General features: G+C 56.2%; 19 protein-coding genes. 11 read left to right on the top strand and 8 right to left on the bottom strand.

Features of this window, described 5'->3' with window-relative positions; translation table 11 throughout:
- Positions 1 to 117: 117 nt before the first annotated feature.
- The 3 genes from OKX01_RS17735 to glmS all read right to left on the bottom strand — a co-directional run bounded on the left by OKX01_RS17735 (position 118) and on the right by glmS (position 3,938).
- Positions 118 to 1,122, bottom strand: a complete 1,005-nt coding sequence (locus tag OKX01_RS17735; RefSeq protein ID WP_264672195.1) for a FecR domain-containing protein — start codon at positions 1,120 to 1,122, stop codon at positions 118 to 120.
- Between the two features lie 5 nt (positions 1,123 to 1,127).
- Positions 1,128 to 1,697, bottom strand: coding sequence for a sigma-70 family RNA polymerase sigma factor (locus OKX01_RS17740; protein WP_238988602.1), 570 nt, complete (start codon positions 1,695 to 1,697; stop codon positions 1,128 to 1,130).
- A gap of 414 nt (positions 1,698 to 2,111) precedes the next feature.
- Entirely contained in the window at positions 2,112 to 3,938 is a 1,827-nt protein-coding gene (glmS, locus tag OKX01_RS17745; protein WP_094198052.1) for a glutamine--fructose-6-phosphate transaminase (isomerizing), read from the bottom strand.
- Between the two features lie 200 nt (positions 3,939 to 4,138).
- Here glmS and OKX01_RS17750 point away from each other — a divergent pair, with 200 nt between their 5' ends.
- Positions 4,139 to 4,615, top strand: a complete 477-nt coding sequence (locus tag OKX01_RS17750; RefSeq protein WP_094198053.1) for an Lrp/AsnC family transcriptional regulator — start codon at positions 4,139 to 4,141, stop codon at positions 4,613 to 4,615.
- Positions 4,616 to 4,786: 171 nt separating this feature from the next.
- Here the strand turns inward: OKX01_RS17750 and OKX01_RS17755 are convergent, their stop codons facing one another.
- From OKX01_RS17755 to OKX01_RS17770, 4 genes are read right to left on the bottom strand one after another with little or no spacing between them, the layout of a single operon-like run.
- Positions 4,787 to 5,962 carry a glycosyltransferase family 4 protein gene (locus tag OKX01_RS17755; RefSeq protein ID WP_264672196.1) on the bottom strand — a complete coding sequence of 392 codons (1,176 nt, stop codon included), beginning with the start codon at positions 5,960 to 5,962 and terminating at the stop codon, positions 4,787 to 4,789.
- Positions 5,963 to 6,013: 51 nt separating this feature from the next.
- Positions 6,014 to 7,384 (bottom strand): bifunctional UDP-N-acetylglucosamine diphosphorylase/glucosamine-1-phosphate N-acetyltransferase GlmU, encoded by a 1,371-nt coding sequence (gene glmU, locus OKX01_RS17760; protein ID WP_264672197.1) that lies wholly within the window; start codon positions 7,382 to 7,384, stop codon positions 6,014 to 6,016.
- Between the two features lie 13 nt (positions 7,385 to 7,397).
- Complete coding sequence (locus OKX01_RS17765) at positions 7,398 to 8,291, bottom strand: PhaM family polyhydroxyalkanoate granule multifunctional regulatory protein (RefSeq protein WP_264672198.1); 894 nt, start codon at positions 8,289 to 8,291, stop codon at positions 7,398 to 7,400.
- A gap of 44 nt (positions 8,292 to 8,335) precedes the next feature.
- Positions 8,336 to 9,163, bottom strand: a complete 828-nt coding sequence (locus OKX01_RS17770; protein WP_094198057.1) for an NUDIX hydrolase — start codon at positions 9,161 to 9,163, stop codon at positions 8,336 to 8,338.
- A gap of 275 nt (positions 9,164 to 9,438) precedes the next feature.
- On the opposite strand from OKX01_RS17770, the gene coxB reads away from it, so the two are divergent.
- The 5 genes from coxB to OKX01_RS17795 all read left to right on the top strand — a co-directional run bounded on the left by coxB (position 9,439) and on the right by OKX01_RS17795 (position 13,564).
- Positions 9,439 to 10,599: a cytochrome c oxidase subunit II gene (gene coxB / locus OKX01_RS17775; protein WP_094198058.1), complete on the top strand. Its 1,161-nt coding sequence runs from the start codon at positions 9,439 to 9,441 to the stop codon at positions 10,597 to 10,599.
- Between the two features lie 75 nt (positions 10,600 to 10,674).
- Positions 10,675 to 12,282: a cytochrome c oxidase subunit I gene (gene ctaD / locus OKX01_RS17780; RefSeq protein ID WP_094198059.1), complete on the top strand. Its 1,608-nt coding sequence runs from the start codon at positions 10,675 to 10,677 to the stop codon at positions 12,280 to 12,282.
- Between the two features lie 16 nt (positions 12,283 to 12,298).
- A complete protein-coding gene (locus OKX01_RS17785; RefSeq protein WP_219003578.1) occupies positions 12,299 to 12,412 on the top strand; it encodes a cytochrome oxidase small assembly protein in 114 nt (37 codons plus the stop codon).
- 1 nt (position 12,413) lies between these two features.
- Positions 12,414 to 12,638, top strand: coding sequence for a DUF2970 domain-containing protein (locus tag OKX01_RS17790; protein WP_094198060.1), 225 nt, complete (start codon positions 12,414 to 12,416; stop codon positions 12,636 to 12,638).
- 50 nt (positions 12,639 to 12,688) lie between these two features.
- Complete coding sequence (locus OKX01_RS17795) at positions 12,689 to 13,564, top strand: cytochrome c oxidase subunit 3 (RefSeq protein WP_094198061.1); 876 nt, start codon at positions 12,689 to 12,691, stop codon at positions 13,562 to 13,564.
- A gap of 44 nt (positions 13,565 to 13,608) precedes the next feature.
- Here OKX01_RS17795 and OKX01_RS17800 read toward each other — a convergent pair whose 3' ends face one another.
- A complete protein-coding gene (locus OKX01_RS17800) occupies positions 13,609 to 13,815 on the bottom strand; it encodes a twin transmembrane helix small protein (RefSeq protein WP_042485541.1) in 207 nt (68 codons plus the stop codon).
- 28 nt (positions 13,816 to 13,843) lie between these two features.
- Here OKX01_RS17800 and OKX01_RS17805 point away from each other — a divergent pair, with 28 nt between their 5' ends.
- The 5 genes from OKX01_RS17805 (at position 13,844) to fic (ending at position 18,453) form a co-directional block, all read left to right on the top strand.
- Positions 13,844 to 14,626 (top strand): SURF1 family protein, encoded by a 783-nt coding sequence (locus tag OKX01_RS17805; protein WP_264672199.1) that lies wholly within the window; start codon positions 13,844 to 13,846, stop codon positions 14,624 to 14,626.
- 1 nt (position 14,627) lies between these two features.
- Positions 14,628 to 15,257, top strand: coding sequence for an SCO family protein (locus tag OKX01_RS17810; RefSeq protein ID WP_094198063.1), 630 nt, complete (start codon positions 14,628 to 14,630; stop codon positions 15,255 to 15,257).
- A gap of 4 nt (positions 15,258 to 15,261) precedes the next feature.
- Complete coding sequence (locus OKX01_RS17815) at positions 15,262 to 16,335, top strand: COX15/CtaA family protein (RefSeq protein WP_264672200.1); 1,074 nt, start codon at positions 15,262 to 15,264, stop codon at positions 16,333 to 16,335.
- Positions 16,274 to 17,167, top strand: a complete 894-nt coding sequence (gene cyoE / locus OKX01_RS17820) for a heme o synthase (protein WP_094198065.1) — start codon at positions 16,274 to 16,276, stop codon at positions 17,165 to 17,167. Before OKX01_RS17815 ends, cyoE begins: the two co-directional genes overlap by 62 nt.
- A gap of 194 nt (positions 17,168 to 17,361) precedes the next feature.
- Positions 17,362 to 18,453: a protein adenylyltransferase Fic gene (gene fic, locus OKX01_RS17825; RefSeq protein ID WP_264672201.1), complete on the top strand. Its 1,092-nt coding sequence runs from the start codon at positions 17,362 to 17,364 to the stop codon at positions 18,451 to 18,453.
- Positions 18,454 to 18,466 lie beyond the last annotated feature (13 nt).

Below are 18,466 nucleotides of genomic sequence, written 5' to 3' on the forward strand. Positions count from 1 at the left end.
GAACCTGCTTTTGCCTGTTTTTTTGAGTTTTTTGTTAAAAAACGGCAAGTCATTGAATTTTATAGGATTTTATTTTTATTTTTTTTGCTGAAAGCGGTTTTGAAATGCCCTGAGCAATCAATCCAGAGCTTGCACACTGGTCCACCAGGGCATGGGCTGGTCGATACGAATCGGCAATGCCGAAGCCAGCATTTTCAGCACACGGTCCGTATCATGAATGGGGAAACTGCCATAGACCTTCAGGTCAGCCACGGCATCATCCACACCCAGATAGCCTTTGCGGTAACGACCTAATTCCTTGATCACGCTACGCAAGGCGATGTTGTCAGCCACCAGAACGCCTTTGGTCCAGGCCTCACGTGCCTGCTCGGCGTCCATGCTGTGCCGGATGCGCTGCGCACTAAAGTGCACCTGCTTGCCCGCCTGTACCGTGGCGGTGTTTTGACCTTTTGCCGTAGACACCTGCACGGCCCCTTCATAGACCGCCAACTGCGTACAGTCCTGGTCCATACGCACATTGAATTGCGTACCCAAAGCGCGCATATAGCCCTGCGGGGTTTGAACGGTGAACGGCCTGTCCATGTCGTCCTTGGCCGTCTGGATAAAGATCTCGCCCGACATCAACACAATATGGCGAGCCTGCGCGGTGAACTTCACATCAATTGCCGAGGAGGTGTTCAACCAAAGCCGAGAGCCGTCTGCCAGCACAATCTGGTTCTGCTCGCCGGTTTGTGTAGAGTGGTCAGCCGCCAAGGCCAGAACACTGGATGGCAGCCAGGACTGACGCCAGCTCAACCAGCTAGCAACTCCCGTTCCTGCCAGCGCAACCACACCGGCCAGAACGCGACGACGTTGATGCAAACGCTCGTTGGCCGTGTGCAATTTCTCCACCACACAGCGCGAATCCGGCGCCGTACGTACCGGCTCAAAACTGCGACTGACTTCCTCCACATAACGCCAGGCGGTACTGTGCATCTCGTCCTGCTTAAGCCAGCTCTGCCAGGCGGAACGTTGCTCGGCACTGGCCTTGCCATCGCGCAGACAGGCATACCATTCGGCGGCTTGCATCAAAACGGCGTGGGGAGGAGTGGACGAGGAAGACAAACTGGAACCGTGCTTCATGAAACTTAGTACTGAGGTTCCTGACGCAATTCGGCGACGGTCTGGCAAGCCTGCAAGCTGATGCAGCCCAACATGGCTTGCGCCACATACTTGCGCACCATGCGACCGGAAATACCCATTTCTGCGCCGACCTCATCGTCTGTCATCTCGCAAATGACGGCCAGGGTAAACGCCTTGGCCGCTTTGGGAGACAGGCTGCTGAGCATGGCGCTGATCTCTTCCAGGGCCTGCAAAATCATGGCCTGACGTTCTGCCGAGGGGTAAACATTCTCGGGCGTCGCGGCCAGAATATCCAACCAGGCCTGTTCAATTTCCTGACGTCGCCACAAGTTGATGCACAGGTTTTGCGCTGTCTTGCGCAAATAGGCACGGGCTTCGCCGGGACTGGCAAATTGCCAGCGGGAACGGCTGCTTAGCAAGCGTACAAACGTATCCTGCGCCAAGTCAGCCGCCTGGTCTGCCCCACCCAATCGATGATGCAGCCAGCGCTGCAACCAACTGTGGTGGTCGCAGTAAAGTGACTCGACCGAATCGGCCAAAGACACACCTGACAAGGGTAGAACTGAAGATGACACGAGGGTACTCCGCACTGACAGATAATGAGAATCGTTATCAATTATTATATGGTGCTGTCTGTACAGTTCGCCAGCGGTGTGTGTTTGGGGCGACAAATGGGGCTATTTTGAGGGACTCCGCTCGCTTCTTCAGATCTTCAAATACAAAGCTCCCTCTACTGGGCACAAACCTCACTATCGGGTATATCGCTATCAATAAGACTCCGATTTTCTTCTTATTTATGAATAGAATTTTGTAACGGTTAACTTTTTCTGAATACTTCATGGCCCACCAAATTACGGGCTCCAACCGCTTAAAAATCAAAACCCACCGAAATCAATGTCAATTCGGTGGGTTTTGATGAAACTCGGACAGTGTCAATTGACAACAGACCGGACAGATTTTACTTCCGGTCTTTGCCGCTTAAATCTCGCTCACTCCACCGTCACACTCTTGGCCAAATTCCGTGGTTTATCCACGTCTGTACCGCGCGAGCAGGCGGTGTGATACGCCAGCAATTGCAGTGTCACGGTGTGCAAGATGGGGGACAACTTGCCGTAGTGCTCTGGCATGCGGATCACGTGCACACGCTCGCTGCTGCCGATACGGGTATCGGCATCAGCAAACACGTACAGTTCGCCACCGCGTGCGTGGACTTCTTCGATATTGGATTTCAGCTTTTCCAGCAGCTCATCGCGTGGGGCGATGGTGACTACAGGCATGGCTTCGGTGACCAGGGCCAGAGGGCCGTGTTTCAGTTCACCGGCGGGGTAGCCTTCGGCGTGGATGTAGCTGATTTCTTTCAGCTTCAGCGCGCCTTCCATGGCGATGGGGTAATGCATGCCACGGCCCAGAAACAAGGCGTTTTCCTTGCTGGCAAAACGATCAGCCCAGGCCATGATTTGCGGCTCCAGTGCCAACACGGCTGCGATAGCGGTAGGCAAATGGCGCAGGGCTTTCAGGTAGTCGCCTTCCTGCTCCTGATTCAGATGTCCTTTGACTTGAGCCAGTGCGATGGTCAGCAAGAACAAGGCGGTCAACTGGGTGGTGAAGGCTTTGGTCGAAGCCACGCCAATTTCTACGCCAGCACGGGTGATGTAGGACAGTTTGCACTCGCGCACCATGGCGCTGGTGGCCACGTTGCAGATGGTCAGAGTCTGCTCCATGCCTAGGCTGCGGGCATGCTTCAAGGCGGCCAGGGTGTCGGCGGTTTCGCCGGACTGGGAAATCGTCACCACCAAAGTGCGGGGGTTGGGCACGCTGTCGCGGTAGCGGTATTCGCTGGCGATTTCCACGTTAACGGGGATTTTGGCCAGGGACTCGATCCAGTAACGGGCGGTCAAACCGGCGTAATAGCTGGTGCCGCAAGCCAGAATCAGCACATTGTCGATATCCTGAAAAACCTTGTAGGCCTGGTCGCCAAACAGCTCGGGCGTAACGCTTTCAATGTCTTGCAAGGTATCGCCCACCGCACGGGGCTGCTCGAAGATTTCCTTTTGCATAAAGTGGCGGTATGGGCCCAATTCAGCCGCAGCGGTGTGCAAATGCACGGTGTGTACGGGACGATCAACGGTGCGGCCGTCCTTGTCCATGATCCACACTTTATTGATCTGCAGATCGATCACATCACCGTCTTCCAGGTAGATGATTTGATCGGTGGTTCCGGCCAATGCCAGGGCATCCGATGCCAGGAAATTTTCGTTCTGGCCCACGCCGACGACCAGGGGCGAACCATGGCGAGCACCCACCACACGATGCGGCTCATCCTGGCAGAACACGGCAATGGCATAGGCACCGGTCAAACGGCGAATAACCTGCTGCACGGCCTCGAACAGGTCACCGTTGTACAGGTGGTCGATCAGGTGAGCGATCACCTCAGTATCGGTTTGGCTCTCGAACACGTAGCCTATGTTTTGCAGCTCGGTGCGCAGTTCGTCATGGTTTTCGATAATGCCGTTATGCACCAGCGCAATACGCGCTTTGCCCTTGCCGGAGAAATGCGGGTGGGCGTTATGAGTCGCCGGTGCGCCATGGGTTGCCCAGCGTGTGTGAGCAATGCCGGTAAAGCCTTGCAGTTGATCCGCCTTGACCTGCTCTTGCAGCTCGGCCACGCGCTGTGTACTGCGTGCCCGCAACAACTGGCCCTGCGCATGAACAGCAACCCCGCAAGAATCGTAGCCCCGGTACTCCAGGCGCTGCAGCCCCTCCAGCAGCACGGGAACAATATCGCGTTGCGCCACCGCGCCAACAATTCCACACATAGCCAACTCCTGTTCATGGCCCCTTTTGGTGGGCCAGCTAATCAATTCAATCCGCCTATTCTGATCTGAAACACAAAAAATTTTATGTCTATTTTTTTCTAAAATGAATTAAAATTTCATTTAATAATCGATATGAAAGAAAAACAAATTTCATTTTATTTAACGGAATTTTATTTCATCATAGATAGATAAACATTGTCATGATTGAACTGGACGAGCTGGACTTACGCATTCTGGAGCAGCTGCAAAATGATGCTTCCATCAGCAATCAGGCGCTGGCTTTGCGCGTGCATGCCTCTGCCCCAACTTGCTTGCGGCGAGTACGTCGTTTAAGTGAACAAGGGGTGATTCGCAGGCAGGTCGCCTTGCTGGATCCGGAACAACTGGGCCCCAGTTTGACGGCGATTGTAGAGATTACGCTGGACCGTCAGGGTGAAGAATATCTGCAGCAATTCGAGCGCCTGATGGCACCGGAAACTGCGGTGACGCAATGCTATCGGGTCTCTACTGGCGTGGATTTCATTGTGATCCTGCAGGTCAGCGATATGACGGCATATCACAAGCTGGCTCATGCCCTGTTCACCAACCAGGCAAATATCCGCAATATTCGCAGCTTCTTTTCGATTCATCAGGCCAAGTTCGAGACACGAGTCCCTTTACCGGCGGCGAAGATCTAAACCAGGCCAAGTTTTTACGCCGAAACGCTATCGGCAAAGAACATGGCTGTGGCTGTGGCTGTGGCTGTGGCTGTGGCTGTGGCTGTGGCTGTGGCAGGAATTAAAACACACGTGAAGGTCAGCACAAGAGCAAAGAGTAGAACGCGCAGAAGCAGATTAAAACAGCCGCGTTCAGGTTTGTGCGCGTTGTTGCACCAGTTGCTGATACAGACGCAGGTAACGCTGCACCATGACAGCGGGGTCATGCTCCTGCTGCACCCAGCGATGTGCCAGTGCGGCCTGTTGCCGCGCGGCCGTCGGATTGCTCAAAGTGTCGTCCAAAGCCTGGGCGATGGCTTGCGCATCCCCTACCGCGCATAAGGTACCTCGCCCATTGTCCAACAGCTCGCTCAAGCCCCCCGCCATCGTCGCCGTCACGGGAACGTCGTACACGAACGCATCCAGGACACTGGAACCCAGAGCCTCATGCCGAGAACTCAAGACAAAGCCATCCATCAGGCGATACGCTTGTTCAGGGCGAGCTTCAAAACCCGCCAGCTTGTAGCAGGACTCCAGGCCCAATTGCACAATCAGTTCCTGTGCCGCTAAGGACTCGGAACCAGGCGCACCAAAATGCAAAAACACAAAGTCCTGACGACGCTGATACAGGGCATGAACGGCACGAATCAGGGTCAAGGGATCTTTCTCTGCCGTCAATGCTGCCATCGTCCCCAGAACGTGCAAGCCTTGCGGATTCCAACGCTGCCGCAAGTGGTTCACATAGGCTTCATCCTGCTCGACGTACTCGATGGCACTAGGAATCACATCTACGGAAAAGCCCAGGCGACGCGGCTCTGCCGCTGCTGCCTGGCTAATCGCTACCAAACGATCCACCTTGCGCCATTTCCAGCGCGTGCGGCGCTCTTTGAAACTTAAGGGGATGCTTGCGTGCCGCCCACTACGCTGCTCGATACGTTTACGATCAACCGGAAAAGCCGTGCGACGTGTAAAGACGACCCGCTTGGGCAGCCAGAAATGCAGCAGGGCCAACCAGCTCATGCAGGACGCGGTTTGAGAGTGGACGATATCAAAGCCACGGCCATGTACCAGCAAGTAGCGCAGTGCGGCACCCACAGAAGCACACTCCACCACGCTCAAGCCCTGCTCTTTGGCACGCTTGGCCAATTCCTCATCGCGTCTGGCCAGCAAGCTGACCTGATGGCCAGCCTGCTGCATATGCAGCAGACTCAACAAGGTCTGCCGCTCACCACCGCGCCAGCCGCGCTCGAAATTAAGCTGCAGAATGCGCATGGCGACCACCCAAAATCCGCCCATCCGGGCTTGCTGCGCCACCCAAGCAGGCAGCACGACTCCCCTTGCAGCGCAAAGGGGGCCATACCAAAGATGGGCTAACACACATCAAGATTTACGGACCGGGCGCTTCCAGCCGGACACGCTGCGCTGTTCCGAACGCGACAGGGTCAACTGATCATCCGGTGCATTGCGCACCAAGGTCGTACCCGCACCAATCGTTGCGCCACGGCCTACGGTCACCGGGGCTACCAACTGCGTGTCCGAACCGATGAAGGCATCGTCACCAATCACGGTACGGAATTTATTCACGCCGTCGTAATTGCAGGTGATGGTGCCTGCGCCAATATTCACACGCTGGCCCACATCGGCATCACCGATATAGGCCAGATGATTGGCTTTGGAGCCTTCGCCCAGTTGGGTGTTCTTGATTTCCACGAAGTTGCCTACGTGGGTGTGATTGGCCAGCACAGCACCCGGACGCAGGCGGGCGTAAGGGCCAATACGGGCTTCTTCACCGACCTGAGCTTGCTGCAGATGGCTGAAGGCCTCGATCTGTGTACCAGCACCGATGGTCACGTCACGCAGCACGCTATGCGGGCCAACACGCACGCCGTCTTGCAGCACGACCTTGCCTTCAAACACGCAGCCCACATCAATGAACACATCGCGGCCACATTCCAGTGTGCCGCGCAGATCAAAGCGGGCTGGGTCAGCCAGTGTCACGCCTTTTTCCAGCAAGCGACGGGCCTGCTCGGCTTGCCACAAACGCTCCAGCTCAGCCTGTTGAATGCGGCTATTCACACCCAGGGTTTCCCAGCCAGCAGCGGGTTGAGCAGCTTGCACCGACACGCCATCGGCAACCGCCAAGGCGATGATGTCGGTCAGGTAATACTCGCCTTGTGCATTGTCATTGGTAATACGGGTCAACCAGTCTTTCAGGCGGGCCGTGGGCGCCACCAAAATGCCGGTATTGACCTCTTTCACGGCACGCTCGGCGTCGTTGGCATCTTTGTGCTCAACAATGCGTTGCACGGAACCGTCAGCACCGCGAATGATGCGGCCATAGCCGGTGGAGTCTGCCAGCGTTTCAGTCAATACAGCCACGCCTTGGCCACGCGCGGCCAACAAGCGTCGCAAGGTGTCAGCCTGGACCAGAGGGACGTCGCCATACAGAACCAGCGTGGCGTCATCTTGCTGGTCGCCACCGACCAGTTCAGGCACAGCCTGTTGTACAGCGTGGCCCGTGCCATGTTGAGGTTGCTGCAAGGCAAAGGCCAGCTCGGCCTGAGCGAAGGTTTGCTGAACGCGCTCGGCGCCATGCCCCACCACGACCACAACTTTTTCCGGCTCCAATTCACGTGCGCTGTCGAGCACGTGGGCCAGCATGGATTTGCCGGCGATAGGGTGCAGTACTTTGGGCAGGTCAGACTGCATACGCTTGCCCATGCCTGCTGCCAGAATCACGATATTAAGCATAAAAATTTACCTACTAGGTTGGTCGATCCGTTTTTTTGGTACTACTTTTGGTGCTGCGCGTGGCGGTTTTTTTAGCCGCCGTTTTGGTGGCCGCCTTGCCCGCCGTTTTAGTCGCTGCTTTTGCGGCCGGTTTTACCGGTTTGGCTGTTGCCGGAGCACTGGTCTTGGCAGAAGTCTGGGCATCGGCGGCGGCCGGTTTAGGGGGCTTGGCCGACCCGGCCGCTTTGGCCTTGGTCGCCTGCTGGCGATAGTTTTCCACCTGCTGCATCGATGCGGCTGTAGCGGTCGCCATGGCATCGAATTGCTGTTGCAGCATGTTCCACCACGCTTGCGCAGCGGGACTACCTGCACCTGCGTCCTGCTGAGCGCCGGGCTGTTTATCTTTGGGGCTGTCCTGATTGGCAGCCGCGTCGGGCTGTGGCGACGCTTGTTGTGGCTGTGCCGATGCTTGCTGGAAGGCCGTTTGCGCTGCGGTTTCAGGCTGACTGACCCCAGGCTGGGTGCTCGAGACACCAGCGGCACTCTCGGCCGCTGCAGCACCGGCCGCCATGGGATTGAAAGCCATAAAGGCTTCAAAAGGATTTTTCCCACCAGCAGCCTGGGTGCCTTGCTGCGCCATGGTCTTGATCGCCGCCAGGGTGGAGCGCTGAATCTCCAGCCCCTGGATGGTGGTGCTCAGCATGGACAGGTTCAACTGCAACCAGCTCTCCACTGCACGCAAGTCACGGATACGGCGATCCAGATCATCAGGGGACAAGCTAGGCATCATGCCCGAGCTGACATCGCCCGCTCCCCCGCTGGCCATGTTTTTCCAGGCCTGCGCCATCATATCCATGCTGCGCAGCAATGGATTGTTGCCGCTGCCCAGGGCATTGAAATCAGGTATACCAAAAGGATTCGGGTTCATGCGTCGCTCCCATCAGGTTGGTGCCTGCCCGGTAATGCCCAGGTTCAGGCCAGCTTGTCCAGATGCTGCTTGATGCTGTCGATCAGCACCACTTGCGCTTCCAGGGTGAACAAATCTGCTTCTATCATTTGCCAGGCTTCATCCAGCGTCAATAAGCGAAACTCACTAACCTCGCCGTCCATATTGCGGGGCCGCACATCGTCAGCCAGCACGCAATCGCTAACCAGGGCGTTCTCCACCTGATAGCCTTCCGGCAGGCGACGATGCATGCGCAAGGACACGCGCAAAGGGGTGCAATTGACCAGCACGGACTCGGCCAAACCTGCTTCTTCATAACTTTCGCGTATGAGGGAGGTCTGCAACGATTCACCGCTGACCGCCAATCCCCCGACCAACGTGTCCCACATATTCGGGTCTGTCGATTTGGTGGGGGAACGACGCGCGGCCCAGATTCGGCCGTCTGTGGACCAACCATTCAAATGCACCGCTTGCGTCAGAAAACCCAAGGGCCGCACTGCACCACGTTCAATGCGGGACAGACATTGCCCTTCTCCGACCACGTCCAACAACTCGTCACGCCAGGCCCGGATGCAACCGCCTTCCTGCAAACGCAAGGCGACCTGATCCAGGACCTGAGCCAAGCTCAGTTCCTGGCTGGGGCAATCGCTCAGACGCAAGACATCTTCTTCAATCGAGACCCCGGGCAAGGGCTCAATACAACGAGCGGCCTTGGGGGTGATCCATCCGGCCACGCGCCCATCAACAGTGACAGGACGGCTGCCCGGCGGGGGCAATTGTTGCAGCTGACTGGTCAGGCTGGCCATGCGCTGACGCAAGGCCTGAGTAAGTGATCGGTTCTGGAACAAAGTCATAGTCGGCGATTGTAATTCAAGCCTTGCTCCGTTACGGCTTTTGTAGCGTTTAGTCCAACCTTGTCGTCTAGGGACATACCCTGCCCTTGAAGGCTAAAGCAAGTTCTATATAATTTCCGTGAACAAATAAGCAATTAAAAACTTCGAGCGGACCAGCACTTAGCTGCCACAAGCCCGCCACTGCAACACAGCAGTTTCTTCCAGCGTTGGATTTTTCGGAGCGTTGACGCAGCCGAACCCCGGTTTGGCATGGCAACACCAAAAGAGGGACAACAATGAAGATGTGGAGAAGTTTATTTGCTCTGACCGCCTGTTCGACGGCAGGGCCTAGCTTGGCTCAGGTCACCAATATGGAAGGTGGCCCCCGTGTCAATCAGCTCAATTTGCATAACGGGGTTACCCCCATCGCCCAGGACATTGCCTGGCTGCATTGGATGATGCTGATCATCTGTACCATCATCTTTATTGGCGTGTTCGGTGTGATGTTCTATTCCATCATCCGGCATCGCAAGTCCAAGGGTGCAATTGCCGCGCGCTTTCACGAGCACCTGGGGGTGGAAGTAGCCTGGACTATCATCCCCTTTCTGATCGTGATCGGCATGGCGCTGCCTGCCACCAAAACGGTGGTGGCCATGAAGGACACCAGCAGCGCCGATCTGACCGTCAAGGTCACGGGTTATCAGTGGAAATGGGGCTACGAGTATCTGGACGGCCCGGCCACTGGCGTGAAATACCTGTCCAACCTGTCCACCCCCCGCGCCCAGATTGAAGGTCGCGAACCCATTGGCCCCAACTATCTGATGGAAGTGGACAAGCCACTGGTCGTGCCGGTCAACAAGAAAGTGCGCGTCATGCTCACTGCCGAGGATGTCATCCATTCCTGGATGGTGCCCGAGTTTGGCGTCAAGCAAGATGCCATCCCTGGTTTTTTGCGCGATACCTGGTTCCGTGCGGATAAGGTCGGCACCTACCGTGGCCAATGTGCCGAGCTGTGCGGCAAGGACCATGCCTACATGCCCATCGTGGTGCAAGTGATGGAGCAAGACGACTACGACACGTGGGCCAAAGAGCAGAACGACTTGATGACTGCCCAGGCCGACGATCCCAATAAAGAGTGGACAAAAGACGAGTTGATCGAGCGCGGCCAACAGATCTTTGCGCAAAACTGCGTGGCTTGCCACCAGGCCAACGGTAAAGGCATGCCCGGCACCTTCCCCGCTCTGGATGGCGATACGAAGTTTGTCCTTGCCCCCAAAAAAGGCCAGATTGACACGGTGTTAAACGGTCACCCTGGCACCGCGATGGCCGCCTTCCGCAATCAACTTAACGACGTTCAGATTGCAGCGGTCATTACCTACACACGCAATGCCTGGGGCAACGCGGGCAAAGGGCCTGATCCTGTCGTGATGCCCGCCGATGTCCAGCAACAGCGCTAATTCTGCGCGCACCGCCTATCACACTATCAATCCATCCCTGACTACGGCCAGGGGGAGTGCAGCAAGGAGTCAAGCATGAGTAGCGTCACCGTCGACCATGTAGCGAACCCGAGCGGACATGATGATCACCATCATGCCCATGCCACCCCTAGCGGCTGGCGTCGCTGGCTGTTCGCCACCAATCACAAAGACATCGGGACCATGTACCTGATCTTCTCCTTTGTGATGTTGCTGGAGGGCGGCGTGCTGGCCTTGCTGCTGCGTACTGAACTGTTCCAGCCGGGCTTGCAATTTTTCCGGCCCGAGCTGTTTAACCAGTTCACCACCATGCACGGCCTGATCATGATTTTCGGCGCGATCATGCCGGCCTTTGTGGGCTTTGCCAACTGGATGATTCCGTTGCAAATCGGTGCCTCGGACATGGCCTTTGCCCGCATGAACAACTTCAGCTTCTGGCTGCTGCCCGTAGGCGCGATTCTGTTTACCGCATCTTTCTTTGTGCCGGGCGGCGCACCTGCCGGTGGCTGGACCATGTATGCCCCGCTGTCCTTGCAGATGGGCCCCGGCATGGACTTCACGATTTTTGCGGTTCATATTCTGGGCGCGTCCTCCATCATGGGAGCCATCAATATTGTGGTGACGGTATTGAACATGCGCGCCCCTGGCATGACGCTGATGAAAATGCCGCTGTTTTGCTGGACCTGGCTGATTACCGCGTACCTGTTGATTGCGGTCATGCCTGTGCTGGCCGCTGCCGTGACCATGCTGCTGACCGACCGCCACTTTGGCACCCACTTCTTTAACGCAGCCGGTGGTGGCGATCCGGTTCTGTACCAGCACATTTTCTGGTTCTTTGGTCACCCCGAGGTCTACATCATGATCTTGCCGGCCTTCGGGATTGTGTCGGCCATCGTGCCGGCCTTCTCGCGCAAGGCCCTGTTTGGCTATGCCTCCATGGTGTATGCAACCGCCGCCATTGCAATTCTGTCCTTCCTGGTGTGGGCGCACCACATGTTCACCACCGGCATGCCAGTAACCGGGCAGTTGTATTTCATGTACGCCACCATGCTGATTTCCATTCCGACCGGGGTGAAAATCTTTAACTGGGTGGCCACCATGTGGCGCGGTTCGCTGTCTTTTGAAACGCCCATGCTGTTTTCCATCGGCTTTATCTTCGTGTTCACGATTGGCGGCTTTACCGGCCTGATCCTGGCCGTAGCCCCCATTGATATTGCGGTTCACGACACCTATTACGTGGTGGCTCATTTCCACTATGTGCTGGTAGCCGGATCGCTCTTTGCCCTGTTTGGCGGTGCCTACTACTGGCTGCCCAAGTGGACAGGCCGCATGTACAACGAACGTCTGGGCAAGATCCACTTCTGGTCCACCATGATCTCGTTCAACGTGACCTTCTTCCCCATGCACTTTCTGGGTCTGGCAGGCATGCCACGCCGCTATGTGGACTACGCTGGTCAGTTCACGGATTTCCACCAGATTGCCACCATTGGCGCCTTCTGGTTTGGCCTGTCGCAACTGCTATTGATCTACATCGTGATCCAGGCCGCTCGCGGTAAAGGGGAAGTGGCCAGTGCCAAGCCCTGGGAAGGCGCAGAAGGTCTGGAATGGACGGTGCCCTCGCCCGCCCCGCATCACACCTTTGAAGTCCCCCCTGTCGTCAAGTAACACTGGAGGAACGCCCATGACCCCCGAACAACGCCGTCGCAACCGCCGTCTGGGATTGCTCCTGGCCGTGTTCGTCATTGCCATCATGGCCTGGACCTTTCTAAAAGGCAGTCAATTTCTAGGACAGTGATATGGATGACGATTTTCGGGACCTCACACGGCGCAAGCTCAGTTTTTTCCAGACATTGAAAGCCATTGCCTGGGGTTTTTTTGGAGTCCGTCGTGGCAGCGACCATGAACAGGACATTGCCAAGATCAATCCGGTCTATCTGATTATTGCCGCCTTGATCGCCACGGTTGTTTTCGTTGTGGGCCTGATTATGGTGGCCCGCTGGTTCATTGGTCAGGCCGGCTGAACCCTGGCCGGATACTGTGCCCCAGGGCACATGACCCGAAGGAGAACACTATGCATGTCGAGACTACGGCTCACCCATCCAAGGCGCCGTATTACTACGTCCCCGGCTTGTCGGGACACCCGGTACGCGCCAGCCTTTCCCTATGTCTGACGCTGCTGGGTGCGGCAACCTGGATCAATAACTGGCCGGGCGGTTTCTGGGTGTTCCTGGTCGGGATTCTCAGCTTCCTGCTGGTCCTGTTCTTCTGGTTCAGCGACGCCGTGCGTGAATCCGAAACGGGCCTGAACAGCACACGCGTAGACATCTCCTATCGCTGGAGTATGTCCTGGTTCATCTTTTCCGAAGTCATGTTTTTTGCCGCTTTTTTCGGGGCGCTCTGGTATACCCGCGAAATTTCCACACCGCTGTTAAGCGATCTGGATCACCGCGCCCTGCTCTGGCCGGACTTTACCGGGACATGGCCCAATCAGGGGCCAGCGGGCACGATCGCTCCGTTCCAGACAGTTGGCCCGCTATGGCTGCCAACGATCAACACGGCTTTGCTGCTGACCTCGGGCGTTACCCTGACCATCGCTCACCATGCACTGCGCGCCAGCAAGCGTAGCAGCGCAATCTTCTGGCTGTTCATGACGGTCGCACTGGGCTTTGCCTTTGTGGCCTGCCAGGCCTACGAGTACCTGCACGCCTACGCCGAACTGAACCTGAAGTTCACCTCCGGCGCCTATGGGGCCCTGTTCTATATGCTGACGGGTTTTCACGGCTTTCACGTGATTATCGGTGCCACCATGCTAACGGTGATGCTGATACGGTTGATGCGCGGTCACTTTACCGCCGAGCACCACTTTGGTTTTGAAGGTGCCGCCTGGTATTGGCACTTTGTGGATGTGGTGTGGTTGGGCTTGTATCTGTACGTCTACTGGTTCTAGTGATTCATGCCCCAGGCCCATTTCTTCGGGCCTGGGTTTTTACTTCAGGCCAAGGGCACGCCGGTGCTTTCAATCCAACCCAGATAATGGGCCAGCAACACAAACAGGAACAGGGCCACGGACAAGCCCACTCGCCAGGTCAAGGCATAGGCCATGCGATTGGAGTTACCCCGGTCCCGCATCAAATACACCAGGGCCGAACCCAGCGACACAATAATCCCCAGAAACACGATCAGAACTAGCACACGCATTACGTCTCCCCCGCTTCAGGTTGAATGGATGTCCAGCAACAATTCTCGTTCTTCTTCGACTCGACCCCTGCTTGCCCTGGTTTGTCTGGGTTTGCTGATGCTGCTGTTCATTAGCCTGGGGCGTTGGCAACTGAGCCGCGCACAGGAACGTCAAAGCCTGGCACAACAAATTGAACAAGGCCGCCAACAAGCTCCCCTTCATATTGATTCCCAGGCCAGCCTGGATAAAGGTGCCTTGTGGCAGTCTGTCGCCGTGCACGGCTCCTGGCGCAGTGAGTTAACTGTACTCCTGGATAATCGCAATTTCAAAGGTAAGCCGGGCTACTGGATTGCGACTCCTTTTGTGCTGGACGAAGGTGATCTGGCAGGCTCCAGCCTGCTCGTACTCCGAGGTTGGCTGGCTCGCGTACCGGGACAGGCGCCTAGCGTACCGGACGCACCGTCCGGCTCCGAGACCATCTCCGGTGAATTGCTGGAACGCGTGCCGCGTATGTTTGAGCTAGGCAGCAGTCCCTTGCCCGAGCACTTGCCCAGCCCTTCTGGTACGCCCCCTGTGGTGCAGAACCTGGCCCTGGAAGATCTGCGCAGCCGCATTGATATGCCTGTACTGCCCCGTGTGCTGGCCCAGACCGCCCCCGCCTCGCAGTTACAAACCAACTGGCCCGACCCGAATATCGACTTTGAAAAGAACCGGGGCTATGCCCTGCAATGGTTCGGTTTTGCCCTGATTGCCCTGTGTGCCTGGATCGGTGTAGCGTGGAAATGGCTACGACGCTCCAGACCCAACTTTGCCCCTACAAGGAAAACCTGACGTGGACACGACTCAAACCCCTGCCCGCCCGCGTTCCCTGACTCCGTTGTATCTGCTGCTGGCAGTCAGTCTGGCACCGGTACTGTTTGCGCTGGCGGCCTACTACATGCCTTCGTTGGGGCTGCGGCCTGAGCAAAGCAATGCCTATGGTCAGTTGATTGAGCCACAACGTAGCGTACCGACACCTGCCACCCTACCCTTGCAGACCCTGCAAGGCGAGGCCTTTGATCTGCAGTCCCTGCGGGGCCGCTGGGTACTGGTCAGTGCCGACGAGAGCGCCTGCCCCGAAAGCTGCGTACGCAAGCTGTTTATCCTGCGCAACTCCCATGCCAGCCAGGGTAAGAATGTAGACCGACTCGCCCGCGTCTGGTTTGTGACGGACCAAGGCCAGCCTTCGGAACAAATTCTGGAAGCCTATCTAGGCACTCATATGCTGCGCGCCGATCCGGGCCAGTTGGCCGAGTTTCTAGCCCCTGGAACCGACAGCCGTGCTGCCGAACAAGCAGTCAAAAATGGCATGTGGATCATCGACCCCAATGGCAATTTAATGATGGTTTTCCCCGGTGATGCCGACCCTATCAAAGTTCGCACCGACATACGCAAACTGCTGAACAACTCACGCATCGGATAAGTTTATGGCCGATATCCGCCAACGCTACCGCAAACTGGTCTACCTGACCTGGTTCCTGACCTTGGACCTGATCATGTTCGGCGCTTTTGTCCGTCTGACAGACTCGGGCCTGGGCTGCCCGGACTGGCCCGGTTGCTATGGCAAACTCTCGCCGCTAGGCGCGAGCGCACATATCGAGCAAGCCTATCAAGCCATGCCTTATGGCCCAGTCAGTTGGGGCAAGGCCTGGATTGAAATGATTCACCGCTATGTGGGCGCGGCCTTGGGCATGTTGATTATTGCCATCGTCTGGATGGCCTGGCGGCATCGTCACACCTTGGGCCATTCGGCTCGGCTGGCCCTGTTCACCTTGCTGGCCGTCTGCGTGCAAGGTGCCTTTGGTGCCTGGACCGTCACCCACAAATTGATGCCTATTATCGTCACCACCCACTTGCTGGGCGGCATGAGCGTACTGGCCTTGATGACCTGGCTGGCCGTACGCGAGAACCCCGGCCCGCCGGTCTCTCCTGTCACCCGCCGCTGGCGACCTTGGCTGATTGGCGCCTTCATTCTGCTAACGATTCAGATCGGCCTGGGTGGATGGGTCAGCACCAACTATGCGGCGCTGGCCTGCATGGACTTTCCGCAATGCCACGGCCAATGGATACCCGAGATGGATTTGCATGGCGGGTTTTCGCTGTTTCGCGCGCTGGGCGAGCTGCCTTCTGGCGAGATGATTTCCCAGGCTGCACTGACCGCCATTCACTGGGTTCATAGAAATATGGCCTTTCTGGTGTTTCTGATTTTGGGTTCAGTCGCGTGGAAACTGCGCGCCGATCCCGTACTGCGTCGCCCGGCAACATTAGTCCTTTTGTTGCTGTTGGCCCAGCTCGTCACGGGGTTAACCACGATCTTTTTCCAGTGGCCTCTTTTGATTGCCGTCCTGCATAATGGGGGAGCTGCCGGTCTCGTTTTATGCTGCGTCACCCTGTTGGTACGGCTTTCCCGCAAGTCGACTGTCCCCCAAGGAATACAGTATGACAAACACCGCTACCCTGGCTCCCGCCTCGCTCCTGCGCCAGTATCTGGTACTGACTAAACCACGAGTCACCCAACTGGCTGTTTTCTGTGCCGTAATCGGCATGTTTCTGGCTGCTCCCGGCCTGCCCGATCCGGGTACGGTGGTCGCAGGCACGCTAGGCATATGGATGCTGGCGGCTGCCGCCTTTGCCATCAATTGCCTGATCGAAAGCCAGATTGATGCCCGCATGCTGCGCACCGCCCGACGCGGTACGGCACGCGGCACCATTACCCCACCCCAAGTGCTGGCCATGTCCGGTTTGCTGGGCGGCATAGGCATGCTGGTGCTGTACTACTGGGTCAATCCGCTGACCATGTGGCTGACCCTGGCCACCTTCATTGGTTACGCGGTGATCTATACCGTGATCCTCAAACCCCTGACCCCACAAAACATCGTGATCGGTGGTTTGTCCGGTGCCATGCCGCCTGCTTTGGGCTGGGCCGCCATCGCCAACGCTGTACCGGCAGAAGCCTGGCTGCTGGTGCTGATTATCTTTATCTGGACGCCCCCGCACTTCTGGGCCTTGGCGCTCTACCGTCAACACGACTACCAGCGCGCTGGCCTGCCCATGCTGCCCGTCACTCATGGCAAAACATTTACGACGCTGCATGTGCTGCTCTACAGCTACATCCTGATGGCCTCCAGCCTGCTGCCCTTTATCATCCGCATGAGCGGCCCTCTGTACCTGGCTACCGCCCTTTTGCTGGGCGCCCGTTTCATTCAATACGCCCATCAACTACACCGCCACTACAGCGATGAACTGTCCCGTAAGCTGTTTCGCTTTTCCATTATTTATCTGGCGGTTCTGTTTGGGGCGCTGCTAGTGGATCACTGGGTGCGCTTGATCTGATCAACACAAGGATGTAATACGTAGACTTTTGAGACATGTTGGAAAAAACACTATTTTTCGACATATCTCAAAAACATGTCTATCGCTTGTACACATAATTCATATGTGTTTAAAAAATAGAAAAAAATCGACATATCAGGCAGGTCTCAATAGAATTCATAGCGTGATCCACATGTTTCTTTAGGGACCTAAGTATGTTCAATCCACAAGTGCCGTACAACGATCTGCCCCGGCTCCCACCACAAACTGACATTGAAACCAAGGCCATTCTGAAAGCCTGTATCCAGGCACAGGCATCGTTAGCAGAATTAAAAGGCATGGCAAAGCGCATTCCGAACCAGGAAATGCTGATCAATATCATCCCCATGCTGGAAGCACAGGCAAGCTCAGAAATCGAGAACATCGTCACAACGGCAGACCGGCTCTTCCAATACGCGAACGACGCCTCGAACACACAGGCTGATCCGGCAACAAAAGAAGCCCTGCGTTACCGTACAGCGTTACACAAAGGGTATCGCTCCCTCAAAGAAAGACCTCTGACAACAGCCACGGCTGTGGACATATGCCAAACGATCAAGGGTGTGGCAATGGATATCCGCAAGGTGCCAGGAACCGCCTTGATGAATGATGCAACCCAGCAAATTATCTATACCCCACCTCAAGGAGAAGCGACGATACGTGATCTTCTCTCAGACTGGGAGAACTTCATTCATCAACAAAGAGATATCGACCCTCTTGTTCGCATGGCAGTCATGCACTATCAATTTGAAGCTATCCACCCGTTCAGTGACGGTAATGGACGAACGGGCCGGATACTGAACCTGCTGTTCTTGATCTCTGAAAACTTGTTGGAAGTCCCTATCCTCTATTTGAGTCGTTACATCATTCAAAATAAGCAGGAGTACTACCGTTTACTCCTGCAAGTAACAACAGAGCATCAATGGGAACCGTGGATTTTGTACATGTTGGAAGCTATCCACCGCACATCTGAATGGACCGCTGCAAAAATCAACGCAATCTGCGACCTCATAGACAACACGCGGGAGCGACTTCGCAACGAAGCCCCGAAGATATACAGCCATGAACTGGTTGATCTAATTTTTATGCAGCCGTATTGCCGAATCCCAAACCTAGTGGAGCAAGGAATTGCACAACGGCAAACCGCATCAAAAATACTGAAAGATCTTGTCGCCTTGAAAATCCTGAACGAAGTCACTGTCGGGCGCGAAAAGGTCTTCATCAATCTAGGCTTGATGGCCTTGCTAAAGGGAGACAACGCCCGCTAAAAGCAGGCGTTGT

Origin of the sequence: Alcaligenes sp. SMD-FA (assembly GCF_025960365.1) — a bacterium.
GTDB lineage: Bacteria > Pseudomonadota > Gammaproteobacteria > Burkholderiales > Burkholderiaceae_B > Alcaligenes > Alcaligenes aquatilis.